Source organism: Clostridium ragsdalei P11, from assembly GCF_001675165.1.
GTDB classification, from domain to species: domain Bacteria; phylum Bacillota; class Clostridia; order Clostridiales; family Clostridiaceae; genus Clostridium_B; species Clostridium_B ragsdalei.
On record NZ_LROS01000066.1, the window covers coordinates 20,715 to 46,696 of the forward strand.

The following is a 25,982-nucleotide window of genomic DNA, read 5'->3' on the forward strand; positions in this document are numbered from 1 at the left end:
CTTTCATCTATTTTTTAGATAATAAAATAAATAGGAATTAGATGATAAGTCTAATTCCTGCATAAAATCCTTTTATTATACTTGTATGTAACTTACAAGCCATTCTTATCATTTATAAATTGAACTTTCTTGTAAATCAATGGTGCAGGTGAAGGGAGTCGAACCCCCACGCCGTAAAGCGCTAGATCCTAAGTCTAGTGCGTCTGCCAATTCCGCCACACCTGCATATATAAAAAATAAATATTAGGATTTTCCCTCGTTACAACTTTACCACAAAACTACAACCTTGATTAAATTGGTGGCTTACCGGGGAATCGAACCCCGGACAACATGATTAAAAGTCATGTGCTCTACCAACTGAGCTAGTAAACCATTGGCTGGGATGGCAGGATTTGAACCTACGAATGATGGAGTCAAAGTCCATTGCCTTACCACTTGGCTACACCCCAACGTTAAACAGATTTCCTTCTTCTTATATATGAATAAGTATCCATAAAATAAAAACACTTTAGAAATCATTAATTTACAGGTTATATACTTAAGTGTACTAATTTATTCCTCTACCTATAAAAACTAGGGAATTTTTTGTAACTGCAAGATATATTATAAAACATAACAAATATAATGTCAATAGTTTTTTTGTTTTTAAATTTGATACCCTTTATTATTTCCTAGTATGCTAACTTTTATATGTCGCTGTTGCAATAGCAATTTTATAGATAAATGCTGGCACACTAATTAATTAATGTGCCAGCTCTATTAACTATCGGTTTTACTTTTTACTATTTTATTGTATTCATTTAAAATTGAATCCAACATTTGACTTGCAACAACCACTTCTGGATCGATCAAATTTTTCTTTTGCTCAATTAAATTCTCTAGTTCTTTTCTTAATTCAGTTATTTTTTGCAATATTTCTTCAATTTCACTCATATTATTCCCTCCTCTCTCAAATTAGTATAGAAAGGAAGGAAATTCTTATAAATATTAATCTATTGGGAATACCCCCATAGTATTCACTAACTGTATTTAAAAGTAAAAAAATAAGAACTGGTAAATACCAGCTCTAAATAAAATTATGAATTATTTAAATTTACCAGCAATCATAAACGCTGCTGCACTAGCAATAGATATTACTGCAGTATTTAAAAACTTATGTGGTAAAAAGTAGCATAATATAATTAAAAAGGACGTAATTATCATAGAGACATATTTAAGCTTCATTCTTCGTTCTTTACTTTTTATCCTTTTATTAATATTATCTACAGGAGAAAAAATACAAATAAGTACAAAGGAAACAAACTCCAACATCAACAATATATATGTATTAAATGAAACATACTTTCCAACAATTATTATAGATAAAAATACAATAAAACTAATGAAAAAACATCCCCAATAGGTTTTTGCATGATACCCTCCTGAGAATATCCTAATTGGGCAAAAAAATATAAGAATAACTATATAATACCGCTGCAATGAAAACAGCCAAAATATAATAAAATATGGAATAATTTTTGTTATTTCATCAAAAATACAAAGCAATCCATATTCCATCTTTTTTAGTTCCAAATCAGAAAATTGAGGATTTGTTTCAGAAATTTTTTTTACTATAGCCCCTATAAGTTTATCCATTTATCTATCCTTCTATCTTAAATCTTACTGTGAATTTAGTAATTTCCGGACTACTTTCCACACATATACTTCCATTATTTTTTTCAACTAGCTGCTTAATAATATACAGCCCAAAACCATGATCACTTTTTTTTGCTGGTTTTCGTAGAGAAGCCTTTATCAAAAATCTTTTTTCTCATATTTTCTGAAATAGCATCTCCATTGTCAGCTACTTCAATACAAAAATCCTCATGTTCCCTAAAGGTACTTACAGCTATCTCTTTATAATCTGTATATATTTTAGATTGGAATGCCTCAAAAGCATTGTCTACTAGATTACTTATAATGCTTATCAACTCATCCTGTCTAATTTTTATCAAGTCAAAAGGTTCATCAATCATTACTTCAAAATCTATATTATTTTTCATGGCATGATTGTTTTTGATGGATAACAATCCATCTATGTAATCATTTCCTGTATCTAGATATTTAAAAGAGGAATGTACAGTATCTGAGATTTTTAACACATAGTCATTTATTCTTTCAACAGTATTAGGCTTATTTAACATGCATAGGCCTTGTATGACATTTATATGATTGGCAAAATCGTGTTTTTCCTGCCTTATTATACTAATTATTTCTTCCATATTTTTAATTTGGCTTTCTTGAACTTTATACTTAGCATTTATGTTTACAAGGGTCTGTTTTTCCTTTAAATTCTTAAATTTTAAAATTAAAAATACGAAATATACGGTAAAAATTAAGATATTATAAGTTTGTATGCTTTTTATATCAAAGATACTTAAATTAACACTGTATACAAATAAAGTAACTACCCCTATCTCAATTATTAAATTTGAAAAAACATGGCCTTCTTTTTCAAATAGCTTAAGTTTTGTAAAATAAAAATTAAATTTCAAAAGTATAACTACAACGGTTATTTGTAGAATTTTAGAAAATGACAAAAATATCCGCACATATTCAGATCTTAAAAAAACTTGATTTATATTTACATTAAATATAAACATTTCGATAATTTCCACAAAAGTTTCAGTAGCCAGAATTATTGTAACAAATAAACAATACACGACCGTTGAATAATATATTTTTATTTTTGTAATGCATGATAATAGTAAAATGTCAAATATCGAAAGAAAAAGTGTATGATAAACATCTGGAATATAAAATGTACTCCAATAAGTTACAAAAATATATACTATGCAAAATAAAGTGGTTCTAATTTTATTGTTCATCACAAATTTTTTTTCATTATAAAGCGTTTCAAAGATACCCAAAAAAAGTAAAGCTTCAATTCCATCTAATATTATTTCTTTTACCACATCCATATGCCATCTCCTCTGCTTATGTCCTTTTAATAAATATTGTAGTTAAAAATTAACATCATATTAAAATCTTAACTACAATATTTATAAATATCCTACTGTATTATTTTAAGAGATCTTCAGGACACTTTGGTTGATGTCCCATTCCCAATGATGCAGGAGTTATAACTATTGCTGCCAAAAATAAAGATAATGAACCTACTGCCTTCATTGTCTTACTTAATAAAGATTTTTTTAAATTTTTCATTTTATACTCCACTCCTTAGTAAAAATTTTGTAATTATATAGCTCATTTTATATATTCTACAATATATTGTTTTTTCCTTCCTCAATTTATAAAAAAAAGTAACATTTATCTAAAAAAATAATTTTTTAGATAAATGTTACTTAAAATGCAGTCAAAAACTTACAGTTAGTAATTTTCTAATCACGCAAATAACTCTTCTTTACATTCTTATTAATTTTGTAGTATTATAGACACGCAAATCTTTAAAGCTGAACATATTTTTAAGATAAATGCACTAAATAGGGAGGATTTTAATATGATAAGATACAGCTTAGTAACACAAAAAAATCCCAGGGAGGTTGTTTTACTTAAAGCCTCTCCTTGTATATGGGGACACTGCAGTTTTTGTGATTACATAGATGACAACAGCACAGACACTAATTCAAATATAATTTTTAATGAGAACATTCTCAAAAAAGTTACAGGAAAATATAAAACTCTGGAAATCATAAATTCAGGAAGCTGCTTTGAATTACCAATTCAAACACTGGAGTACATTAAATCTGTGGTAGTTTCAAAAGGCATAAAAAAGTTATTTTTTGAAAGCCACTGGCTTTACAAAGACAGGCTTCATGAAATGGAGAATTTTTTTAAAGTACCTATAATATTTAAATGTGGTATCGAAACCTTTGACGATAATTTTAGAAATAAGGTATTACGTAAAGGTGCTGTTTTTTCTGGTCCAGCTGAAGTTGCCAAATATTTTAAGTCCATATGCCTTTTAGTTGGCATAAAAGGACAGACTACTGAAATGATAAAAAAAGATATAGATTACTTACTTAAATATTTTCAATATGGATGCGTAAATATATTTACACAAAATTCCACAAGCATAGAAAGAGATGATAAATTGATAAATTGGTTTAAAGAAAATTATTCCTTTTTGGATGGAGAAAAAAATATAGAAGTGCTTTGGAATAATACTGATTTTGGTGTTGGAACTATTTGTGACAGTTAAAAATCTACGTTAAGTCATTGACTTACCAGAAGGTAAGCCAGCTTTAATGTAATAAATACGATGGCATTTATTACATTAAAGCTGTTTTTTTAAAAAATCTTTTATATCTTCTGACGGCATTGGTTTTCCGAAATAATATCCCTGAATTTTATTACAATTTTTACCTTTCAAAGATTTAATCTGATTTTCTTCTTCAACACCTTCTGCTACTACTTCCAATTTCATTCTATGGGCAAGTTTTATTATCTCTTCCGTTATAATGTCTTCATAATAATCACTGCATATACCATCTATAAAAGTTTTGTCAATTTTAAGCGTATTTATTGGAATACTTTTTAAATAGTTCAAAGAAGAATACCCACTTCCAAAATCATCAAGTGCAACTTTTACTCCCATATTTTTAAGTTCATTTATCACTTTAAGATTACTTTTAAGAGACTCCATCATAACACTTTCAGTTATTTCTATTTCCAGGTATTCTGGTTTTAATTCTGTTTCCTCCAGAACCTTCTTCACCGTATATACAAAATTATCTTCTTTAAGTTGTATTGGCGATACATTTATGGATATGAAATCATAAGAATATCCATTATCCTTCCATATCTTATTTTGAGAACAAGCAGTTTTCAAGACCCATTCTCCTATAGGTATTATAAGTCCTGTTTCCTCTGCCAAATTTATAAATTCTAAAGGCATAACCCATCCTAGCTTAGGACTATTCCATCTAATTAAGGCTTCAAACCCTACTACTTTTGTATTTTCCATATCCACTTGAGGTTGGTAGTATAAAATAAATTCATTATTTTTTATTGCCTTCCTCAATTCTTTTTCCATCTCAACTTTTTTCAAAATTTCATTGTACATGGATTCTTCAAACAATTTATAAGAATTTTTACCTAGCAATTTAGTTCTATTTAACGCTATATCTGCATTTCTAAGTAAAGTGGCAACTTCTTCTCCATCTCTAGGATATACAGTTATTCCTACAGTAACCGATATTAAGGTTTCCGTTCCATCTATATTCCAAAGTCCACTTATAGTATTTATCATACACTGAGCTATGCTTTCCAAATGCTGTTTATTATCATATCCACTTTTTAAAATTAAAAACTCACTTCCGCCCATCCTTGCAACCATACCCAAATGCAATTGGCTTAAAACCTCTCCTGTTTTTCTTAACAGTTTATCTCCATACTCATACCCAAAGATATCATTTATATTTTTAAAATTATCCAAGTCTATTTGGAATATAGAAAAATTATCCCCTGATCTTTTTTCTATTCTCTTTTCAACTTCCTTTTTGAAAAGATTCCAATTAGGTAAGTTAGTTAATTGATCATAATAGGCTAATTTTTTTATCCCATCATATTTAGATCTAAGCTGCCGTTCTGATGCACATAATTGTTCATATATACCAAAAAGTTCTACATAACTTTGATTTAGCTTTTTATTTGTATCCAAATCCGTGATAAATCCATCTTCTGTCTTTTGTGCTAATATCAATCCATAATGAAAAAACTGGGTAATTTTTTCAATGTACCTTTCCGAAATAACAGGTGTATTTTTTATTAGAAGCTTATATTTTCCTTCATCAAAGTTAGATTCTTCAAATTTAACTTTAAAACAATCTTTATCAGACTGTTCAAGAAAAACAGGGTTTAAAAAAATTGTGCCAATATTCTCTTCGTTTATGGTAATTGGTATACCTATGTAAACTAAATTACTATATCCCTCGAAAACTCCTATTTTCCTTTCGTTTCTAATTTGATTTAATATATATTCTTCTTTTTTGTTATCACCTAATTTATCAAATATATGTATGTATTTTTGTGAATTTATATTAAGTACTTCTCCACTTACATCTTTTACATAACAGGCTATTGAAGTTATAGAATAAAATCTTTCCATTAAATTTTTAAGTTCGGATATATTTATCATATCAGCTAATACAAAGGCCATATGGGCACCAACTTTCATCCTCATTTATTTACAGGGATTGTAAAATATATTTTACTATTTAAATTGTTACTATTATAATCATATTGCAAAATCTTACTTGGAAGTGTTAATAAATTTGTATATTGTCTTTAAATTATATAATCATTTCATGATTTTGAAAACACTTTTATTCAAATTTTATGTTTTTTAATTTATCTTTTAGTAAATCCCCAAGGGTAACTCCACTTTCATCTTCATCTAAATACTGTTTAAAATTATCTTTAGGCTTATCCACTGTATCTTTTATACTAAGAGATATTCTACTATCTTTTGTATTTATGTCCAATACCCTTACTTTTACTCTATCACCTACTTTTAATACATCAGATGGCTTTGCAATATGTTCTTCAGATATTTCTGAAATATGGACAAGTCCTTCTACTCCTGGTTCAATTTCTACAAATGCACCTATATTTATAATCTTGCTTACAGTTCCCTCTATCATATCATTTACATTATACTTTTCATCTATATTATCCCATGGATTTTTTTTCGTATCCTTTAAGGAAAGTGATATTCTATTTTTATCTTTATCTGTGTTCAGCACATATACCTCTACACAATCCCCAACAGACACTACTTCAGAAGGATTTTTTATTCTTCTCCAAGAAAGTTCTGAAATATGTGCAAGTCCTTCTACACCACCTAAATCAATAAAAGCTCCAAATCCAGTTAGCCTACTTACTACTCCTTTCACCTTATCTCCTTTAGATATGCTGCTCCAAAGTTTTTCTTTTTTCTTTTCAACCTCTAGCTTTTCTACTTCTTTCCTAGATAACACAATTCTTGATTTACTTTTATCCAGTTCTATTATCTTCACCAAAAGAGTTTTTCCTAAAAATTCGTTTAAATCACTAACGTATTTAACTGAAAGTTGTGAAGCCGGTATAAATGCTCTAAGGCCATATAAATCAGTGATTACTCCACCTTTTACCACTTGTTTTACCACTATTTCAAATGCTTTATCATCCTTTAGCAGCTCAGTAAGTCTGTCCCAGCATATCTCCCTATCTGCTTTAATTTTTGACAAAAGTACATTTCCATCTTCATCATTTGTTTTAATTACATAAACGTATATCTCATCCCCAACTTTTAGGACTTCATCCACATTTGCATTTTCATTTTTACATATTTCATTTTTAGGCAATATTCCATCAACTATGTAACCAATATTTACCGTAGCCTGTTCATCAGTTACAGAAATTACTTTACCTTTTACTACTTCTCCATTTCTCACATTTTTCATAGATGAATCAATTTGATCCATAACTTCATTCATTGAATTTAATTCATTATCATTGTCCATTAAATTCCATCTCCCATTCTGTTATAGTTATAGTTTAATTTTTACTTAAAATCACTATACCATTTTAACAATTATATTCTATCACAAATGCTATATAAAGTTACATTTATCCGATGACTACCTGCTCTAATACTCCTACTTCTCCAAGTAGGAGTATTAGAGCAGCTACGTCCCTGGATAACGATTTCTAAGCATCAGGTGGAGTCAAAACTCCATCTGATGGCAAGAACTTTGTTTATGTAGTTATACATACTTAAAGGTCTTTATAACTTTTATATTCTAAAATTGAATCTGCACTTTTTACAGCTCTTACAATAGCTTTTTCCATAACTTCAGCAGCTAAAAATCCAACTACACTTAAATCAGCTTCCACTTTTCCACATGACGCAGCAAAAATAGTATCTCCATCAAACATAGAGTGGGCAGGTCTTATCGCTCTTCCATAGCCATTATGTGCCATTGAAGCAACTTTATTCATTTGTGTTTTTGTGAAATTTCCATTGGTCACCACAGCCCCAATAGTAGTATTTCCACTAAACAAATTCTTCTTTTCAGAATATCTTTCAAGCATTACTTTTTCAGTGCCTGCAAAAGATTTTCCATCCTCATTTAAGGCTCCTGCAATTATATGCTGGCTCTTGCTATCTATTACATCTCCAAGACAATTAACTGCAACTACAGCTCCTACCTTAAGTTCTCCAACCTGAATTGCAAAAGTTCCAAGTCCGCCCTTCATTGCATGTTCATTTCCAAGTATCTTTCCTACAGTTGCACCTGCTCCAGCACCTACATTTCCATTTTCACATAAATTTAATTCTGAATTTTTACAGGCTTCATATCCCATAGCTTTATCTGGTCTTACTCTAAAATCTCCTATATTCAAATCAAATAAAACAGCTTCACAAACTATAGGCACTTTTGTAACTGATACATCAAAACCAATACTCTTTTCTTCTAAGTACTGCATTACTCCTCCTGCTGCATCAAGCCCAAAAGCACTTCCTCCTGCAAGTACTACGGCATGAATTCTATCTACTAAGTTTACAGGATTTAAGAGATCAGTTTCCCTTGTACCTGGAGAACCTCCCCTTACATCAACTCCAGCACTTGCTCCTTCTTCAAACACAAGTACAGTACAACCTGTAGGTCCATTTAATTTTTGAGAATTTCCTATTCTCATTCCCTCTATGCTATTAAATATTATTTCCTTCATTTTTTTCCTCCTATATCAAAACCCTAAGCTAAAAGCTTAGGGTTTATTTCTATATTATCAATTTAAGATAAAACATAATTGCATCTATTTGTGTTTTATCTTGGTAACTGCAGTAACTACAGATATTGTAATAAGTATACATAAAATCATTTCAGGTATACCATTTGTAACACCTACAGCTATAATTCCCTTTTGGGCAGCACTTGAACTTATATTCAAAGCCTTTGCATAAGATCCAAGATATATAACGTATATCATTCCTAAAACCCCAATAGTATTCATAAATGAGCCTACTGCTGAAGCTATTCCTATAGGAATAATTTTTTTCTTCATACGCAAGCACCTGTATACATAATAAGGTATTATACCTATGAGTACTCTAGGTAAAACTGATACCAGTGGATTCATAAATACAAAAGAAACTGGTGTAGGTGCAGTTATAGACTGAATCACACTAAATATGCCGAAAATAAGCCCTACTGAGGCACCAACTATAGGTCCTTCTAAAATAGAACCTATTATAACAGGTACATGCATTATAGTGGCTTTTACCGGTGGAATAGGTATAAAACCCAGTCCTGTGATTCCCAGTACAATAGAAATTCCAGACAGCATTCCAATTACAGTAATCTGTCTAATTCCAAACTTTGAATGACTTTTTATTTGTCTTTCCATAATTTTTTCCGTTGTTGTTCTTAGGCATTTGAAATAAAATGCCTTATGTAGATACAACACGGACCCTCCTTTATAAAATTTAGTTCAGTTTTATTTTAATAAATACTGACGATTTAATTTTATCATGTTTAACCAAAACTTCAATATATAAATCATAAATATATCATTAATCTCGTTTTATTGGAAAGCCATCTTTAAAACATTCTTTAGGATATAGTAAATTTATTACCTTTTCCTTACTGCATTTTCCGTTTTTCATAAATACATCAGGTATTCCTTTCAAATAAACCCGTACATTTTCTTTAGGAAATATGTCACATACATTTTTTATACATTCTACAACAGAATTATTTTTAGATTTTCTTATGTACTCATCTATTTTTTCTCCCTTTAGCCAATCAGTCCCTTTATATTTGTCATCATAGTTTATAACAGTACATTTTAATTTTTCTTTATCATTTCCCGATATAGATGACATAAAAAAAGTTTTAACCATAATATCATCTATAGGCAAACTATATCCTGCAAAAATTATATGTTTTGCATTCTTTATAAGAAGCCCCATCTCGGTTTTTAACTCTTCTAAGGCAGGTATATTCTTTTTTTTAGAAAGGCTCTGTATTATAAGTGTCATATCATAGGGATAGGTTATCTGTCCACAATAAGGACATTCTATTGCTCCTCTTTTATTTAACTTTTCCTTAGGCGTCCTATACTTCCAATTTTTTTGTAAAGGTTTTAAAATAGAGGGGCCAAAAATTTCTGAAGATAATCTATCCCATTTTTCTGCAAAAGTTACTATAGATTTCCCACATTCAGGACAAATCCTTGATCCAAACATTCCATGAGGAAATAATACTTTACCTATTCTCATTGTTCTAGAAGGATAGCTATAATCATTTATAACCTTGCACTGAGATTCATTTGTCGTATATCGTATTTCGCATTCATTACCGTCTAATCCAGCAGAAGCTATTTGAGTTCCAAAATCATCATATAGCTGAAGCTTTAATCCATTTTCTAAATAGGTAGGATCCATGTTCACTTCTTTGTGCACATTAAATATGTTCCAAAGTATTACAGGATCCCAATTAAAGGATATTATAGCATAGGAATAAAGGTAAAACTTCCTTGTATCCATCTTATATCCTCTGCTTTCAAATGTTTTTGCCTCCTCTACCATAAGTTCGGCAAGAATTTTTCCAAATTGATAATAAGGTTCCATTTTTTCTTCATCCATATATCCCGGTACCTTTTGTATACTCAATCTTTCCAATTCTTCAATAAGAAGTATAAGACATCTTTTAGCTGCCTGTACTCTCTCAACTCTTAAGAATTTCCTTTTCCCACCACAAAATGCATTAAAGCCCATGTTATTATCAATAAGTTGATCCAGCATAGTAAATAATTCATGCATATTAAACTTAGTATTTGTACTTATTATAGTTTCAAGGGCCTTAAAGTCATAAACTTTTGACAATTTAGAATCCTTAATTAGATCTTCTGTTACTAATTTTTTAAAAGCACTTGCTAGTTTTTCGTCTTTATCTTCCAAAAATGAAAAATCATTTTTACTAATTTTTAGGACCAATTGTATTAACTCACTTGTAGGATGAAGTCCCAAATTTTTAGTAGCACCAGCTCCCCATAATACTACCGTTTCAGGCCAATATTTTTCAGGCATAAACCCATATCCCTCCTTTAATTTAACTTTAACTCAACTTTGGCACATATAAAATTTTGACTCAATATAAAAACTTTGCGAAGCAAAGCTTCGCAAGTTAAGAATTAATAATGAAAAATTAATAGTGAAGGATGATTTTTAGCTATCGCCAAAAATCTTTAAATTTATATAGATTAGGAATGTTCCGCTTTAGCGAAACGAGTAGTGAAAATCTTAATCAAAGATTTTTTGTAGTGTAACGTAAAAAAATCCACATTAACTATTAATTCTTCATTCTTAACTATTAATTAAAAATATTGCGACACAATATTTTTAAACTGCGAAAGTTGAGTAATTAATTTTTGAAATATATATATTATACCACCACAAAACCTTTCATATAAAAAATTAACCGGGAGATTTTTCAATCGCCCGGTCTATTTTTTAATATTTTACTACTTTAAATTCTGCTCATAGGATTCTATCATCCTTTTTACCATCTGTCCTCCTACTGATCCAGCTTCCCTTGCTGTAATATCACCATTATATCCATCTTTTAAATCTACTCCAACTTCTCTTGCTGCTTCCATTTTAAATCTATCCAGACCTTCTTTTGCTTCTGGAACTAATGCTCTATTACTTCTACTTGCCATAATTAATTCCCCCTTTAGGATTTTGATAGATTTTTATTGAAGTACTTATTAGTTGTGTATTTAAATTTTGTGCAATTTCAAAATTAATACTCTATTGAATTAATAACAAAAAAGTTAAATTTTAAATTTGTTTATAATATCCTGCAGATTATCTGCACTCTTTTTATTATCTTCAGCAGTAGATTTTATGTCACTTAATTTTTCATTTATACTACTTGCCTTACTAGCTATTTCAGTGACACCTCTAGCACCATCACTCACAGTATTAGCTACTTCTCCTATAGCATTAGTTATTCCTTCAATAGAGGAACTTAGTTCTTCTGCTACAGCACTAAAGTCAACCATGAAATCGCTTACTATTTCAGCATCCTCGTTATACTGATTACCTGTTTTTACTAATTTATCATAATCCTTCAAAACAGTTTCATTAATAAAATTAAGAATTTTTGAAGAATTATTTGACAAATTTTCTACTGCTTCTGTAACCTTACCAACTACAATTTGAATGTTACTAACTGTTGCCGAAGATTCTTCAGCTAGTTTGCGAACTTCTTCAGCTACTACAGCAAAGCCTTTACCAGCTTCACCAGCCCTAGCTGCTTCTATAGAAGCATTCAAAGCAAGTAAATTAGTTTGATCTGTTATTGAAAGTATATCAATAGAGAGGGAATTTATTTCTTCTATAGATTTAGATTTTTCAATAGCTTTTTCTAAATCGCTTTTCACTACTGTATATATTTCATTAGTACTTTCATTCGATCTAACAGCATCATGTTTTAAATTTTCTGCCCTCTGTGCAATACTATTAGCATTAGTTGAACCATCTGCAGCTTTTTTAGCCATAGAATCCACTGTCCCACTCATTTCATCAGAAGATGCTGAAACTTCCTCTACTGTAGCTGCATTTTGCTGCATGCCTGCTGAAAGATTTTCACTTTCTGATGCAGTTTCTTCAGCATACCCTTTTAATTCAGCAATTAAATTTTCAACCATAATTGCATTAGAACTTATTGTGCCTGAAGCTTCTTTCATATTTTCAACCATTTCCCTCAATACTTTTCTCATGTTTGTCATAGCACGAAACATTGTTCCAACTTCATCATTATATTTGTATAGTTTTTCAAAACTTTTATCATATTTTAAATCCAAATTAGCTGTTTTATTTACAAGATCAACTATTTTTATAATAGGATTTGTAATTTTTAATGAAAATGCATAACCTATTCCTATAGCTATAATTGACAACACCATTGCTATAAGTATTATAGCATAAGTTGTAGCTCTTATATCTTTGAGCATCTCTGACCTGTCAGCAGTTATTACTATAACCCAGTTTGTTTCAGGTATAACTCCATAACCTGCTATTTTTTCCTCTTTGTTAAAAACATATTTCACTAAACCCCCTTTTATACTTTCACCTCTATTCAATTTATCAGCTATAGCTTTTATTTCAGGTGTTTCAATCGGTTTACCTATTTTGCTATTAGTTGGATGATAAATTATTTTACCTTTGTTATCCATCAATAAACTGTAACTAGATGAAAATTCACTTATTTTGATACCAGATAAATATTTTGAAAAACTAGTTCCATATATGGCCATTCCAACATATCCCAAAATTTGATCATTTGCTTTAATCGGATTTGTAAAAACTATTATAGGTTTATTGCTTATTTTTGATAGAACTATCTCACTTATAGAACTTTTACCTTCAAGGGTAGGCTTATTATAGGACCTATCACTTAAACTTTTACCTATGTAGCTTTTGTCACTATCTGAAATTATATTTCCTTTAGTATCTACTAAAAATGCGTGTTCAAGATTTTTAGATTTTTTTACATAGTCCTGTAACGTTAAATTCATATCCTGTTGTTGTTTATTAAAATCTTCACTATTCGGAGAATCTTCATTTATTTTCATTAAATTTTTAACTACATTTTTTTCTGAAAAAATTCTAGCTGCCAAAGCTTCTTTTTCTATTATCACACTTATAGTTTCTGAAGAGCTTCCAGTTATCCCTAGTATTTCACTATTAGTTTTCTCTTCCACTATGCCGCTAGATCGATTGCTAACAAAAAAAGTCGTTATGGACATTAGAACAACAATAATAGCTGCTATTAGTATTGGTATTTTTCTTTTTATAGACATAATACTCTCCTTCCATATTTGAATCTATTAATTCTATTTTCGTATATTTGAGCTTTAGGTTTAATTTAATTTAAATTCAAAGCTTAAACATTAAAAATATTTTACAAAAAAGTGTGCTAAATAGTAAAAGAGAAGTTATATAAAAATACCACAACTAAGTATTCTCATACAACTTCTCTTAAATAAGATAAGCTATAAAATATATTCTGTGAAAATTGTAAATTATTAAAATTCAAAAAATATTTTTACTTTTTTCCAACAAGTTTTTCGCTTGTCCAATTGTAAGGGGCAAATCATCCACATTTAAAATTCCATCTTTATTTAAAATTTCAATTAAATGTGCTACTCTAGGAAGTCTTAAATTAATCTTACGAATAATTTCCTTTTTATTAAATACTTCTTCAGTAGTTCCCCCCATTATAATCTTTCCTCTATCTAGAAGATAAACTTTATCCGCAAGAAGTGGAACTGTATCCACGTCATGTGTTGCAAAAATTAAAGTAATTCCAAGTTTTTTATTTATAGAATCCAAAAGTCTAATTAATTTATGCACTCCTCGTGGATCAAGTGCTGCGGTTGGCTCATCCAATACCATAACTTTTGGTTTCATAGCAAGTACACTTGCAAGTGCAATTCTCTTTTTTTGTCCACCGCTTAAATTGTGAGGGCTTTTATCTTCATAACCTGACATTCCCACTGTTTTTAAAGCCCACTCTATAGTATCCTCTAACTTTTTTCCATTAACTCCCATGTTTAAAAGTCCATAGGCAATTTCCTGCCTGACTGTAGGGTTAAAAAGCTGGTCATCAGAATCCTGAAATACCATTCCCACACTGCGCCTAATCTCTACTAAATTTCTTTTACATACTTCCATACCATTTACAGTGATAGTTCCAGATGTAGGTTTTAAAATCCCATTAAATAGGTGAAAAAGTGTAGACTTTCCCGCACCATTTGGGCCAAGTATTGCTACCTTCTCCCCACCTTTTATTTTCATATTAATATCTTTAAGTGCCATACTCCCATCACCATAAGCATAACTAACTTGAGACACATCAATAATTTCCATAAACATTCTCCTTTAAATCAATACATTTGCAATAATTAGAACAATCAATAAAATTACACCTACTACTCCAAGTCCAAAATCCTTAGAAGGTACTGGATATGTAAAAAATTTAGCTTCTATACTATCTTCATTATATCCCCTTGACAGCATGGCATTATAAACTCTTATACTTCGATCTAAAGATTGTATTATAACATAGACTGCTATTTCCGCAGTATCTTTAATCTGATGAAACCAACTAGACTTATATCCCATACGACTCAACTGAGCATGTCTCATACTTTTTCCCGTCTCTTCAATAATAAATATATACCTATACATCATATCTGCCAAGTCCACTATTATAGATGGCATTTTAAATATTCTAAGGGTTTCAAGTATTTCAATCATAGGCGTACAAAATGATAGTACACAAGCTAAACTAACAGCTGCCATTATTCTAAGCATTAGTAAAATTCCAAGGTCAAGTCCTTCTTTATAAATATATAAATGATAACTTCCAAATGAGATATAAGTTAAAACATGACTACCATTAGTAAAAAGCATACTTATAAATACAATCCAGGCTATTCCAAAAGGTATGAGTAATCTTTTTACAAGCCTTTTCAATGGCAAATGTAATGTATAATACCCAAATAAAGATAGCACCCATAAAAAAGTTACCAAATACCAATGTGAAAGGAAAGTAGCAATAATAATACCACTTAAAAACAAAACTGTTTTGACTCTCCCATCTAAACAATGTAAAAAACTATTTTTATCATACATTTTTCTAAATGAAGCTAGTTCCATAATTTTATTCTTCCCCTTTGACTTTAATTTGCCGAACATCTTTCCCCAGTAATGTCCAACTATCAATCCTGCAGAAAAAACACCTAATTCTTCATCACGTTACAGGACGTCCAATTTTTAATAATCTTTTCGTAAACGATTTTACCCTTCCTAGAGAAACCTAGGAAGGGTAAATTATAATAACTGAAATAATATACTATAACAAAGGTCACCTCCCTATCACTCGTAGAGTTTAATGGTTCCTAAAGCAACATAGGCAGGTCTTCTGACTTAAGATCATCATCCCTATAGCCTTCCCAGTTTCCCAGTGACATATAATAAGGACTCCTCTTTTCACAGCGGCGGGACCGTGCAGACTTTCCATCTGGCTTCCCTTTTCAGCATAATAATGCACCTATATCTTTTTTATATTCTTTTATCAATAATTGCTTTTCTAATTATGATATATAACTATTTAATGCAATTTTCTCACAATATTTCTTTCATGTCAAGTATGCTACTTAATGCCCTGCAATTCGTAATTTGGAAATTCATTATTGTAAAATGGCACATATATTTTTCACTTTTATGAGTCTTTTACTTAGAAATACCACGAATCTAGTTTTCATACATAAAATAAGCAATAGCATCTTTTAATACTGTAGCAAAATCCACATTTCTCTTATGATAAACATTTCCTCCATATTCATTAGATTGATTATCACATATATAAGCATAATCATAACTTTTTGGGTCACACCACTTCATGAAAGTATAGGTATGGCTTGGACCATTCGTTGTAAAGCATATATCACCAGGTCGAAGTTTTGCTAAATCCTCACACTTAGTCCACCCTCTTTGTAAAAGTTGTGATGTAAATTGTACAGTATTACATACCCACTCTGGCAAATCAGTAAGTCCTGATCTTCTCAAAGCTTCACTTTGAAAATATACACAGTTATTGCTTGTGTCACCACCGTGAAGCTCAATAGCTCTATTTAAAACTGATTGTCTATAATCTTCATCGCTAAGATAATTATAAAGATTTTTCTGCAACTCAGAATGGGAAGCAGAAGTATCTGTTGGTGTAGTCGGCTCAGGTGATGGGTCAACTGGTTCTGGCTGCGGCTGCGGTTGTGGCTCAGGTGATGGTTGAGGCTTGTCCGACGTTTTGCCATTTGTCAAAGTTGCCACTATGTCTCCAGTTATCCCAGCTTCACCGCCAAATACATATAACTTACTAAAGCTTTTATTTTCTATAAAACATTGTGTTACAGGAGCTGTACTGCTTCCTACCAAAACTATCGGATTTGAATTTAATGCAGCAAAAGCTGATCCGCTTAAAGCATCTGCAAAGTCTTCTGAATAAGCCAGACAAATCGAACTAAAATCAAATTTATCAGAAAAAGCATTTATTATATTTATATTTCTTTCATATTTATCGCTTCCAGAAATCCTCTTAACATTTGGAAACTTAGATGACACAGCATCACTTATTATGTCTTGTCCACCCAATACATAAGTTACCGGTATATTTTTACTTTCTACCAATTGACTTACTGAATCTGGTACTGAATCCTTTGGGACTAATATAATTGGCATCTGCAATTTTGCAGCTATAGAAGCTATAGAAAGTGCATCAGTATAATCACTATCTGTAGTTAAGATTATTCCATTATATATCCCTATTTGATTTGCCACTGATACAGAGGTCTCAGTTCTGTTAAGTCCAGAAAATCTTTCAGTTGGTATATTCATTTCATGAAGTTCATCGTCAACTTCATTGCTTATAACTCCAGTGCCTCCTACAATAAAAACTTGTTTAACATTTAATCTCTTTATTTGCTCAATTGTAGTATTCTCTAGTCTATCACTGCCATTTAAAAGTATTGGTGCATTATACTTTTTAGCTAAGGTTGATGCACTTAAAGCATCTGGAAAGTTATATCCATTCACAATAACTGCATAGTTGGAATTTTTCCAGCCTTGATTTACTATTTGTGAACAGGTTCCATATCTATCTTGTCCACCTAATCTTATAGATTCCGGTGAAGCAGCACTAGCTTTCACTCCCAAAAATATAAATACAAACATAAAAACAGAAAGTAAAACAATTAATTTTTTCTTCATATGTACACCCCTTATTATTTAGTAATCAGCTTTCACACATACGATATTTTGACTTAATATAAAAACCTTGTGAAGCAAAGCTCGCAAGTTAAGAATTAATAATGAAAAATTAATAGTGAAGGATGATTTTTAGCTATCGCAAAAAATCTTTAAATTTATATAACTCATCAATATTTCGCTTTAGCGAAACGAGTGATGAAAAGCTTAATCAAATATTTTTTGTAGTGTAACGGAGAAAAATCCACATTAACTATTAATTCTTCATTCTTAACTATTAATTAAACGCTGCTTCATATACCTTCAACATCTTCTTTTTGAATATCTATTATTTCTGCGTCAGTATTATTTTCTACAAAAGTTATGATATTTTCCATTGTTGAATCTACTTGTGCAGAAGTTCCACATATTCCTGCAGCTCCTATAACTATCATTTGATGAACATCCTGCTCATCAACTTCTGCCACAGATACGTTAAACTTATTTTTTAACTTTTGAACTATGCTTTTTACTACCATTCTTTTTTCTTTTAATGAATGAACCCAAGATGCTCTCAAGGTAATTTTCATAAGCAATATTTTCATATGTTTCACCATCTTTTCATTATAAGTATAATTTGCTTTCTGTTTTCCTGTCAACTTTTGATTATAGAAATAGTTTTACAATAGCACAAATAATCTCTTCAATTATGCCCTCCAAATTGCTAATATCATTTCTACTTTTCATCTTCATATTGGTAACCTTCTATATTTTTAATTATTGCCATTTGATCAGGCAAATTTTCAATTTCAATTTTAACTTCTGTTGATTCATCAGTTATGTCTTCATTATAGTTTCTCAAATAATCATAAAGATTATTTTCATTAACATGACTGTAACTATTTACAGCTATAACTACTTTACCTATCTTTAAAATCTTATTTGAACTGCAGCATTCACTTAAAGCCCTAGATATTTTACTCAATAAAATCATATCATGCATTTATTATTTACCCCTTTTTCAAAACTAATTTGTTATTAAATTTTTAACTCTCCCACTTTAGGTAGACCATTTAATATCTTTATTTCTCCACTGTGACATGCCCTAAATTGTAAAGTTAAGTCTTTTCCAGCATACAGACCAAAATGCGTCCCTCCACCCCATACAGGAGACAAACTCACATCATACACTATTCCATTTACAGCAACATACGCCGGAGAGCCACCAGCACCATTGTATTTTGAAAGTTCTTCCAAAGTAAATTGTTTTTCCTGTCTTACTATATCTTTGTTCATTGTATTCATTAGTTTTTCTAATTCCCCTATTTGAATATTCATGAGATGTCCATAATAGCTTTTTATAAAAGGGCATACAGCAAACATACTACTTTTTTTATAAAAAGTTATTTTTCGCCTAATTATCTTCAACTTTTTCATTAAATAAAAATCCAACTATTTTTCCTCCTCTGCTCTATCATTCAATCTCAGAAAAATATTTTTCAATACATCTTTTGAAATATCCTTAAGCTTACTTTGTAAATTATGGCTAAGTCCCAATTTAAAGCTTACACTAGCTGCTTCAATTTCAATAATAAACCCAGTTAATGATTTGTAGTAAACTCCTATAATGTCTATGAAGCTATAGCTGTGCTGGGTATAATATTTGTTTTTGCACTTATAATCTTGTAAGCTGGCAACTGTTATCGTACCTGGAACTTTTCCATTATAAGAAGCATCTATTATAAATATAAAATCACCATCTTTTACTTGGGAAATGCAGTATTCCACATCTGTTTCTCCTATTATAGATTGAATATGGTTATGTGCAAGTTCCTCTTTTATATTTTCCAGGATCTTAATTCCAATGCCATCGTCTTCCATTAATATATTTCCTAGAGCAATAACTTTTGCTTTCATACTATAACCTGTACGTCCACTGGTTCATATGCATCACTTATCAAATGAGTTGCACAGGAAACACAAGGATCAAAGGACCTCATAATTCTCCCAACTTCTATAGGCTGCTTTATATCTTTTATTTTCGTTCCAAGTAAAGATTTTTCTCCAATTCCAAGCGCACCTGATTGATTTCTTGGCCCCATGTTCCACACTGTAGGAGTTATAATATTGTAATGCTTTATAAATTTATCTTCTATACTTATCCAGTGTCCCAAGGATCCTCTAGTTGTGTCAATTAATCCTGCACCAAATGCTTTATCTGGGATTTCATATATTCTTTGTTCTGCTGGAATAAGCTTAATTCTATCTGCAAGTCCTTGCATAATTTCTAAAATCTTTTTTGTTTCAAGTACTCTGGCAACATTTCTGTCCATACATGAACTTCCACCAGTATACTCACCTGAAAGTATCAATCTTGCTAGAGGTCCTACTTCCATAGAATAGCCATCATAAGTTGGCGATTTTATAAAGCTGTAACCTGTTTCTTTAGATAAATTTATTGTTTCATCATCATTCATGTACCAGGTGTAAAGTATATTCTCTGTAATTTTATTACTATTAAAGTTATGCTTTTGTCCATTTATTAAGACAGAAGGTCCTACATAACTTATCTCAGGATCAGCATACTTATCAAAAATTCCATAAGTCATAAAGTTTCCATAGGCTTTTCCCATTTTAAAATAATCAGCATAGTATTTTGAAATTATGTTCATGTCCTCTAACATAACACTACTTACGAATTCATTAATTTGAGAAATAATAGATTTAACTTTTGTAAGTTTATATGGATCTATATTTATGGTAACTCCTCCAACAAAAATTCCGTGATTATGGGGAGCCTTTCCTCCAAGAGTAGCCAATCCTTCATGGGCTAACCTACTGTATTTAATACTTTCAATATAATCTTCACTTATCTTTTTATTTAAGTTATAAGGTAATCTATAATCTTCATATTGATCTGAAAAAAGAGGATTTATATTGGGCATCTTCACATAACTTGGTATAGTCAAATTATAAAAATGTCTTATATGATTTTGTATAAATTCAAAACCATGTATTAAATTACGCATATACGAATCATTTACACTAATTTTTATCTTCAAAGCATCTTCAAGAGCTGTAGCAGCTGCCACAGCATGAGCTGTTGAACATATCCCACAAATTCTTTCTGTAAAATATACTGCATCCAGCGGCTGTCTGTTTTTTAACATTTTTTCAAATCCTCTAAAAAGCAATCCACTAGTTTCAGCATCTACTATAATATTTTTTTCTACTTGCACTTTAGTTTCCAAAAAACCACTTATTCTCGTAATTGGATCAATGGTAATTTTCTTTTTCATAGCACCCTCCTTACTAATACCTTACAAATGGTTCCATACCATCTGGAAATCTAGAATTTGCACATCCTATACAGTTGGTATTGTCTTCAACAGGCCAGTTCACATATCCATTCCACTTTCTCCTAGGACAATCTGTTTTAGTTACAGGCCCCCTGCATCCAAGTTTAAACATACATCCATCTTCTCCAAATTTTTTTGCAAAAATTCTGTTATCAAAAAATCCCCTTCTTGTACACCTATCATGAATGGTAATTCCATAAAAAAGAAGAGGTCTTCCATCTTCATCCAATTGCGGTTTGCCAAAAGCAACTAAATGTGCTAAAGTTCCAACTACCCAATCCGGATGGCATGGACAGCCTGGAAGTCTTATGACTTCACGATTTAGTATTTCTTTAACACTTTTGCTTTCTGATGGGTTTGGCCTGGCGGCAGAAATTCCACCATAGGATGCACAAGTTCCTACACAGAGAACATACTTTGCTTTTTCTCCTGCCATTTTTACAGCTTCAAGTGCAGTAACAGGTTTTCCTTCATAATTGGCAACAATATTATAAAAACCATTTTGAGCAGTAGATACCGCTCCATCTACTAGTAGTATAAATTCAGTATCCAATGTATCTAAGAATTGTTTAAAAGCATACTCACCTTCTGAAGTCATTAGAGTATTGTTGTATTTTAAATTAATGAGTTTTTCTAAAATATAATCGAGTCCAGGATTTTCACTATTTAAAAAAGAAATAATATTTCCTGAACATCCTGTTACTTCAAGCCATATAGCATTTAATTTTTTCGTCTTTCCCCTTTTAATTAAATCTATAGCTTCACTAGTAAAAGCCTTTGAACTGCGTTCCTTATCTACGATTAAAGGACATATACCCTTGTTTCGAACATTCATTTACCTATCACTCTGCCTTTTAATTTTCTATATTATTTATATAATTAAAAGACAATTAATATAACGTGTATTTATACAAAAAAATAAAACCACCTTATTTTTTAAAGTAGCTTTATCTTTTAAATCATTTCTAATATATTCTTCTTAAGCTTGTATACTTATAGCATATTAAATTCACGTCTAAGGGAATTATACATACCTTCCCTTATCCACAATGTCAAATTAGCAGGTACCATATCAAAACCATGACAAACACGCGGCAGGCTATACAATTCTGTAGGTACTGCAAATTCCATCAATCTTCTAGCATAATCTATTCCTTCATCACGAAGTGGATCATATTCCAATGTAACAACAAATGTAGCTGGCAAACCAGATAAATCTCTTGCTAAAGCAGGAACTGCATAATATGGAGGTTGAGTTCCATTAAATCCATGATCACCAAGATATAATTTCCATACACCAGATAAACCATTACCTTTAACCATAGGCACATCATCAAACATCTGCTTAGCTGATGTTGTATTAGCTAAATAATCAATAGCAGGAAAATTTAAAATTTGCATACAAACTTTAGGACCATTATGATCACGCAAATACAAACAAAGACCTGCTGCAATTGCACCACCTGCACTTGTCCCAAATACTGCAATTCTTTCAGGATCTATACCAAATTCATCTAGATGGTCATGTGCATAAGTTAATGCAGCAAGACAATCCTTAAGCTGTGCTGGATAAGGATACTTAGGCGCCAATCTGTAGCCTACTGAAATGACAGTACATGGAACATTATCTACAAATCCCACATCTCTAACATTATCATTATCTATATTCCCAGCTACAAATCCTCCTCCATGTATTCCTAAAACCAATGGAGATTTTGAGCTACCTTTTTTTCTATAAACCCTTATTGGCACATCAGGTTCACCATCTATGCCAGGAACTTTTGAATCATATATTTCAATATCATCCGCTATATCACAATGCTTAAATGGTTCAATCAACTTGTTTGCCTCTTTTACATCAGATGGAAGATTTTCTAGAACCTCGTATCCAGGATGTAATTTTACTTTCATTATATGTCACCCCTTAAATAATAACTTCCTAATATTTATCCGATTGCTACCATTGCTAACACCCCCATCGAACACAGTGAAAGCGACTGTCACCAAATCAAAGATTTGGGATATCTGCTTTTCTTCAAAGTGGTGGATAAGCACTGCTGCGCGCCTGGATAAGTCCTTCTAAGGTTCAGATGGAGAAAAAGTATTCCTTATAAGCAAACTCCACCTGAACCTAAGAATCACTTGATTTAACCATTGGTATCTTAGGAATTGGACCATATGTCCTATCTTTAACTCCCATAATATATTTATCCATAAACCTGAGAACTTTGTACATATTTTCATCAGTTCTAAAGGCATCATCACCATGTCCAGCCCCCTCAAGCAAATCAATATGTACATTTTCATCTCCACAAATCTTTATATACTTATTAAAAAACTCTATTGCTTGAAGATATGGTACTACTTTATCAGATGTACCCTGTTGAATTAACATTGGAGGCATATTCTTTCTCATCTGATAAATTGGAGATGCTGAAATATATTTATCTTTGTTTTCTTCCATGCTGCATCCCATTAAACGATCTGCAACACCATCATCTTGACATTTATAAGTTTCTCCTTCTCTAACAAGCTGTCTTTTATGATTTTCTGTATTAATAAAATCAAAAACTCCAAACCATGTTGCTACAGCTTGTACATCACTAGAATATTCTGAATTACTCATTGATAAATCTTCATACTCAGGACGTCCGTTTGTGACCCCCAGCATCGCAGCAAGATGACCTCCTGCTGAACTGCCTAACACTGCAATCTTATCTGTTTTTATATTATACTTAGCAGCATTTGCTCTTAAAAACCTTACAGCTGCTTTACAATCATATATTTGTGAAGGCCACTTTGCATCACCACTTAATCTGTAATTGATAGTTACAACAGCATATCCTTCAAAAGCTAACTGAATTGCTGATCTTGTATGCACATTTCTCTTATCTCCAAAGAACCATGCACCTCCATGAATATTAATAACTACTGGAAATGGTCCTTCTCCTTCATTTGGAATAATTATATCCATTTTCTGATGTTTACTTTCATTGGCATATGGAACATCTAAGTAAGTTTTTTTAAAAACCTTTTCTACATCCAACATTATTAATGCCTCATTTGATACTTCTACACCAATTCCATCATTATTAGTCAACATAACAATCTCCTCCTAATTGTAGTAATATTTTTATTGTATACTTATCACAGCAAATAAACAGAGTTCTTGATTTCAGGTGGAGTTTTTTCTCCATCTGAAACTTAGAAATCGTTATCCAGGGGCGTAGCAGCCGTTATCCCCCACTTTATAAGAAAAGCAGATATCCCAAATCTTTGATTTGGTGATAGTCGCTTTCGCTGTGTGCGATGGGTGTATTACGGCTGGTAGCCATCGGATAAATATTACAGAATATAATCACCGCTTAATAATTAAAGTTTGGCAATAGATTATAAACGTTATCATAAGCTTTATATTTATTTAGATTCTGAAGAACCTGCTACCATATTTTTTGGTAATATTAGAGTAGACAAACCTCCTATTACAAGCATAGCTGTTAAAAAGTACATTCCAACACTTGATGATCCAGTTAATGTAATTAAATAACCTACTGCATATGGTCCAACAAATGATCCTAATCCCATAGCCGCAGCCATCAAACCTCTTGTTGGGCCATCGAGTTCTTTTACCAGTACAAGAGATGGTATTGAATAGTAACTTGGCATATGTCCCTGTACAAATATACTAACAAGACATAATAATGCAATTTTAATTACCGGGTTTAATCCTAACGGTAAACTTGCTATTACCAAAGATGCAGCAAACATAATAAGTGGTAAACCTGTAGTAAGTCTCCTGCTCTTTATCTTAGTTGCAAGATAAGTCCACAACCAAAGTCCAATTACCGTAAATATATTTGGTACTATAGATATAAAACCTACATTTAAAATATTAGTTTTCGTAATAGCTTTAATCATAGTTGGCATCCAAATGGTATATCCAAACTGACCAATATTCACAGTAAAACCCACGATACATAAGCACCACACATATTTGTTACGCAGTAGAAGCCCTAAAGGCAACTTTTCACCTTTTACCTTAACATCCCCTGCTACTTTTTTAGCCTCTTCACGTTCTTCCTGTATAGTTGTTTCTATGTAATCTCTTTCTTCTTTACTCAACCATTTTGCCTGTCCAGGTCTGTCAAATATAAGAAGTTGCCATAAAACAAAACCTACTAAACTTAATACACCAAGTATGATAAATAAATTTCTCCATCCATAAAATTGTATGATAGCTCCTCCAATAGGTCCCATAGAAACTGCTGCTATTGAAATAGCTGTAAAATAGGTTGAATTTGCTCTATTTCGTTCCCCATGTTTATCTGGAAACCAAAATGTAAATATAGTAGTGATTGCTGGAGAAAATGCACCTTCAAAAAATCCAATAATAAATCTAACTATCACTAGTTGCCATCCATTTTGAACAAATCCAGTAAGTATAGTAAATACACTCCATCCAATAATACAAAACGAAACAAATTTTTTAACTTTTCCTTTTTGAGCCATCTGCCCCGCTGGTACAGAAAGAAACAATATGCCGATTGAAAATACCCCTGCTACTAAACCTGCCATTGTAGAATTTAATGCAAGCCCCTTCTGAAGACCTCCTGGCAGTGCTATGCTTATAATGTTTCGATCTATAAAATAGAAAAAAGTTGTAATAAAACATACTGGCATAATATACAGCCATCTTGCTCCAGGTATTTTTTTTGTTGAAGTTTCCATTAATATATTCCTCCTTTATAAAAAATTATTTAATTTAACTATTGATTTAACATAATTTTAAAATTAACATACAATCCCTATACCAATAACCA

23 protein-coding genes, 3 tRNA genes, 1 pseudogene and 1 riboswitch are annotated in these 25,982 nt (G+C 31.1%); of the genes and pseudogenes, 1 reads left to right on the forward strand and 26 read right to left on the reverse strand.

From position 1 onward, the window contains the following. Positions 1-140: 140 nt before the first annotated feature. From CLRAG_RS17180 to CLRAG_RS20285, 7 genes and pseudogenes are all read right to left on the reverse strand, one after another. Positions 141-225 (reverse strand) — tRNA-Leu (locus CLRAG_RS17180). A gap of 71 nt (positions 226-296) precedes the next feature. Next, a tRNA-Lys gene (locus CLRAG_RS17185) sits at positions 297-372 on the reverse strand. Positions 373-374: 2 nt separating this feature from the next. Beyond that, a tRNA-Gln gene (locus CLRAG_RS17190) sits at positions 375-449 on the reverse strand. A gap of 310 nt (positions 450-759) precedes the next feature. Then, a complete protein-coding gene (locus CLRAG_RS17195) occupies positions 760-933 on the reverse strand; it encodes an aspartyl-phosphate phosphatase Spo0E family protein (protein WP_065079528.1) in 174 nt (57 codons plus the stop codon). 150 nt (positions 934-1,083) lie between these two features. Then, a complete protein-coding gene (locus CLRAG_RS17200) occupies positions 1,084-1,635 on the reverse strand; it encodes an accessory gene regulator B family protein (RefSeq protein WP_065079529.1) in 552 nt (183 codons plus the stop codon). 4 nt (positions 1,636-1,639) lie between these two features. Then, positions 1,640-2,960, reverse strand: a pseudogene (locus CLRAG_RS17205) (sensor histidine kinase). Positions 2,961-3,060: 100 nt separating this feature from the next. Continuing rightward, positions 3,061-3,204, reverse strand: coding sequence for a cyclic lactone autoinducer peptide (locus CLRAG_RS20285; RefSeq protein WP_083985790.1), 144 nt, complete (start codon positions 3,202-3,204; stop codon positions 3,061-3,063). A gap of 295 nt (positions 3,205-3,499) precedes the next feature. Between CLRAG_RS20285 and CLRAG_RS17210 the strand changes: the two genes are divergently transcribed. Then, positions 3,500-4,201: a radical SAM protein gene (locus tag CLRAG_RS17210; RefSeq protein WP_065079530.1), complete on the forward strand. Its 702-nt coding sequence runs from the start codon at positions 3,500-3,502 to the stop codon at positions 4,199-4,201. A gap of 75 nt (positions 4,202-4,276) precedes the next feature. Here CLRAG_RS17210 and CLRAG_RS17215 read toward each other — a convergent pair whose 3' ends face one another. The 19 genes from CLRAG_RS17215 to CLRAG_RS17305 all read right to left on the reverse strand — a co-directional run bounded on the left by CLRAG_RS17215 (position 4,277) and on the right by CLRAG_RS17305 (position 25,890). Then, positions 4,277-6,178 (reverse strand): EAL domain-containing protein, encoded by a 1,902-nt coding sequence (locus tag CLRAG_RS17215; protein WP_083985791.1) that lies wholly within the window; start codon positions 6,176-6,178, stop codon positions 4,277-4,279. 148 nt (positions 6,179-6,326) lie between these two features. Next, positions 6,327-7,505 carry a 30S ribosomal protein S1 gene (gene rpsA / locus CLRAG_RS17220; protein WP_065079531.1) on the reverse strand — a complete coding sequence of 393 codons (1,179 nt, stop codon included), beginning with the start codon at positions 7,503-7,505 and terminating at the stop codon, positions 6,327-6,329. A gap of 253 nt (positions 7,506-7,758) precedes the next feature. Beyond that, a complete protein-coding gene (locus CLRAG_RS17225; RefSeq protein WP_065079532.1) occupies positions 7,759-8,718 on the reverse strand; it encodes a P1 family peptidase in 960 nt (319 codons plus the stop codon). Positions 8,719-8,802: 84 nt separating this feature from the next. Further along, positions 8,803-9,393, reverse strand: a complete 591-nt coding sequence (locus CLRAG_RS17230; protein WP_065079651.1) for an ECF transporter S component — start codon at positions 9,391-9,393, stop codon at positions 8,803-8,805. Positions 9,394-9,559: 166 nt separating this feature from the next. Continuing rightward, positions 9,560-11,077 carry a hypothetical protein gene (locus CLRAG_RS17235; RefSeq protein ID WP_065079533.1) on the reverse strand — a complete coding sequence of 506 codons (1,518 nt, stop codon included), beginning with the start codon at positions 11,075-11,077 and terminating at the stop codon, positions 9,560-9,562. A gap of 434 nt (positions 11,078-11,511) precedes the next feature. Continuing rightward, positions 11,512-11,709: an alpha/beta-type small acid-soluble spore protein gene (locus tag CLRAG_RS17240; RefSeq protein WP_013239496.1), complete on the reverse strand. Its 198-nt coding sequence runs from the start codon at positions 11,707-11,709 to the stop codon at positions 11,512-11,514. Between the two features lie 114 nt (positions 11,710-11,823). Continuing rightward, the gene (locus CLRAG_RS17245) at positions 11,824-13,857 is read right to left on the reverse strand and encodes a methyl-accepting chemotaxis protein (RefSeq protein WP_065079534.1); all 2,034 of its coding nucleotides are present in this window, start codon (positions 13,855-13,857) and stop codon (positions 11,824-11,826) included. Positions 13,858-14,089: 232 nt separating this feature from the next. Beyond that, positions 14,090-14,926 (reverse strand): energy-coupling factor ABC transporter ATP-binding protein, encoded by an 837-nt coding sequence (locus tag CLRAG_RS17250; RefSeq protein ID WP_065079535.1) that lies wholly within the window; start codon positions 14,924-14,926, stop codon positions 14,090-14,092. Between the two features lie 12 nt (positions 14,927-14,938). Beyond that, a complete protein-coding gene (gene cbiQ, locus CLRAG_RS17255) occupies positions 14,939-15,718 on the reverse strand; it encodes a cobalt ECF transporter T component CbiQ (protein WP_065079536.1) in 780 nt (259 codons plus the stop codon). Between the two features lie 238 nt (positions 15,719-15,956). Further along, positions 15,957-16,131: riboswitch (cobalamin riboswitch) on the reverse strand. 184 nt (positions 16,132-16,315) lie between these two features. Further along, entirely contained in the window at positions 16,316-17,827 is a 1,512-nt protein-coding gene (locus tag CLRAG_RS17260) for a cell wall-binding repeat-containing protein (RefSeq protein ID WP_065079537.1), read from the reverse strand. Between the two features lie 290 nt (positions 17,828-18,117). Continuing rightward, positions 18,118-18,408, reverse strand: coding sequence for a DUF503 domain-containing protein (locus CLRAG_RS17265; protein WP_065079538.1), 291 nt, complete (start codon positions 18,406-18,408; stop codon positions 18,118-18,120). A gap of 131 nt (positions 18,409-18,539) precedes the next feature. Then, positions 18,540-18,806, reverse strand: coding sequence for a hypothetical protein (locus CLRAG_RS17270; protein ID WP_065079539.1), 267 nt, complete (start codon positions 18,804-18,806; stop codon positions 18,540-18,542). A gap of 35 nt (positions 18,807-18,841) precedes the next feature. Further along, entirely contained in the window at positions 18,842-19,255 is a 414-nt protein-coding gene (locus CLRAG_RS17275) for a cytochrome b5 domain-containing protein (protein WP_242872171.1), read from the reverse strand. Next, positions 19,256-19,720 (reverse strand): hydrogenase maturation protease, encoded by a 465-nt coding sequence (locus tag CLRAG_RS17280; RefSeq protein WP_065079540.1) that lies wholly within the window; start codon positions 19,718-19,720, stop codon positions 19,256-19,258. Then, positions 19,717-21,102 carry a nickel-dependent hydrogenase large subunit gene (locus CLRAG_RS17285; protein ID WP_065079541.1) on the reverse strand — a complete coding sequence of 462 codons (1,386 nt, stop codon included), beginning with the start codon at positions 21,100-21,102 and terminating at the stop codon, positions 19,717-19,719. Before CLRAG_RS17285 ends, CLRAG_RS17280 begins: the two co-directional genes overlap by 4 nt. 13 nt (positions 21,103-21,115) lie before the next feature. Then, a complete protein-coding gene (locus CLRAG_RS17290) occupies positions 21,116-21,997 on the reverse strand; it encodes a hydrogenase small subunit (protein ID WP_065079542.1) in 882 nt (293 codons plus the stop codon). Positions 21,998-22,155: 158 nt separating this feature from the next. Further along, the gene (locus CLRAG_RS17295; protein WP_065079543.1) at positions 22,156-23,073 is read right to left on the reverse strand and encodes an alpha/beta hydrolase; all 918 of its coding nucleotides are present in this window, start codon (positions 23,071-23,073) and stop codon (positions 22,156-22,158) included. Between the two features lie 220 nt (positions 23,074-23,293). Next, the gene (locus CLRAG_RS17300) at positions 23,294-24,265 is read right to left on the reverse strand and encodes an alpha/beta hydrolase (RefSeq protein WP_065079544.1); all 972 of its coding nucleotides are present in this window, start codon (positions 24,263-24,265) and stop codon (positions 23,294-23,296) included. Between the two features lie 314 nt (positions 24,266-24,579). Further along, positions 24,580-25,890: an MFS transporter gene (locus CLRAG_RS17305; RefSeq protein ID WP_065079545.1), complete on the reverse strand. Its 1,311-nt coding sequence runs from the start codon at positions 25,888-25,890 to the stop codon at positions 24,580-24,582. Positions 25,891-25,982 lie beyond the last annotated feature (92 nt).

What these genes read in the sequence shown, in the direction of transcription:
- CLRAG_RS17295 (WP_065079543.1), bottom strand. Translation starts at nt 23,073, where the DNA reads ATGAAAGTAAAATTACATCCTGGATACGAGGTTCTAGAAAATCTTCCA.
- CLRAG_RS17305 (WP_065079545.1), bottom strand. Translation starts at nt 25,890, where the DNA reads ATGGAAACTTCAACAAAAAAAATACCTGGAGCAAGATGGCTGTATATT.
- CLRAG_RS17285 (WP_065079541.1), bottom strand. Translation starts at nt 21,102, where the DNA reads ATGAAAAAGAAAATTACCATTGATCCAATTACGAGAATAAGTGGTTTT.
- CLRAG_RS17210 (WP_065079530.1), top strand. Translation starts at nt 3,500, where the DNA reads ATGATAAGATACAGCTTAGTAACACAAAAAAATCCCAGGGAGGTTGTT.
- CLRAG_RS17225 (WP_065079532.1), bottom strand. Translation starts at nt 8,718, where the DNA reads ATGAAGGAAATAATATTTAATAGCATAGAGGGAATGAGAATAGGAAAT.
- CLRAG_RS17250 (WP_065079535.1), bottom strand. Translation starts at nt 14,926, where the DNA reads ATGGAAATTATTGATGTGTCTCAAGTTAGTTATGCTTATGGTGATGGG.
- CLRAG_RS17215 (WP_083985791.1), bottom strand. Translation starts at nt 6,178, where the DNA reads ATGAAAGTTGGTGCCCATATGGCCTTTGTATTAGCTGATATGATAAAT.
- CLRAG_RS17230 (WP_065079651.1), bottom strand. Translation starts at nt 9,393, where the DNA reads ATGGAAAGACAAATAAAAAGTCATTCAAAGTTTGGAATTAGACAGATT.
- CLRAG_RS17260 (WP_065079537.1), bottom strand. Translation starts at nt 17,827, where the DNA reads ATGAAGAAAAAATTAATTGTTTTACTTTCTGTTTTTATGTTTGTATTT.
- CLRAG_RS17240 (WP_013239496.1), bottom strand. Translation starts at nt 11,709, where the DNA reads ATGGCAAGTAGAAGTAATAGAGCATTAGTTCCAGAAGCAAAAGAAGGT.
- CLRAG_RS20285 (WP_083985790.1), bottom strand. Translation starts at nt 3,204, where the DNA reads ATGAAAAATTTAAAAAAATCTTTATTAAGTAAGACAATGAAGGCAGTA.
- CLRAG_RS17200 (WP_065079529.1), bottom strand. Translation starts at nt 1,635, where the DNA reads ATGGATAAACTTATAGGGGCTATAGTAAAAAAAATTTCTGAAACAAAT.
- CLRAG_RS17235 (WP_065079533.1), bottom strand. Translation starts at nt 11,077, where the DNA reads ATGCCTGAAAAATATTGGCCTGAAACGGTAGTATTATGGGGAGCTGGT.
- CLRAG_RS17265 (WP_065079538.1), bottom strand. Translation starts at nt 18,408, where the DNA reads ATGAAAATATTGCTTATGAAAATTACCTTGAGAGCATCTTGGGTTCAT.
- rpsA (WP_065079531.1), bottom strand. Translation starts at nt 7,505, where the DNA reads ATGGACAATGATAATGAATTAAATTCAATGAATGAAGTTATGGATCAA.
- CLRAG_RS17245 (WP_065079534.1), bottom strand. Translation starts at nt 13,857, where the DNA reads ATGTCTATAAAAAGAAAAATACCAATACTAATAGCAGCTATTATTGTT.
- CLRAG_RS17270 (WP_065079539.1), bottom strand. Translation starts at nt 18,806, where the DNA reads ATGCATGATATGATTTTATTGAGTAAAATATCTAGGGCTTTAAGTGAA.
- CLRAG_RS17300 (WP_065079544.1), bottom strand. Translation starts at nt 24,265, where the DNA reads ATGTTGACTAATAATGATGGAATTGGTGTAGAAGTATCAAATGAGGCA.
- CLRAG_RS17195 (WP_065079528.1), bottom strand. Translation starts at nt 933, where the DNA reads ATGAGTGAAATTGAAGAAATATTGCAAAAAATAACTGAATTAAGAAAA.
- CLRAG_RS17280 (WP_065079540.1), bottom strand. Translation starts at nt 19,720, where the DNA reads ATGAAAGCAAAAGTTATTGCTCTAGGAAATATATTAATGGAAGACGAT.
- cbiQ (WP_065079536.1), bottom strand. Translation starts at nt 15,718, where the DNA reads ATGGAACTAGCTTCATTTAGAAAAATGTATGATAAAAATAGTTTTTTA.
- CLRAG_RS17290 (WP_065079542.1), bottom strand. Translation starts at nt 21,997, where the DNA reads ATGAATGTTCGAAACAAGGGTATATGTCCTTTAATCGTAGATAAGGAA.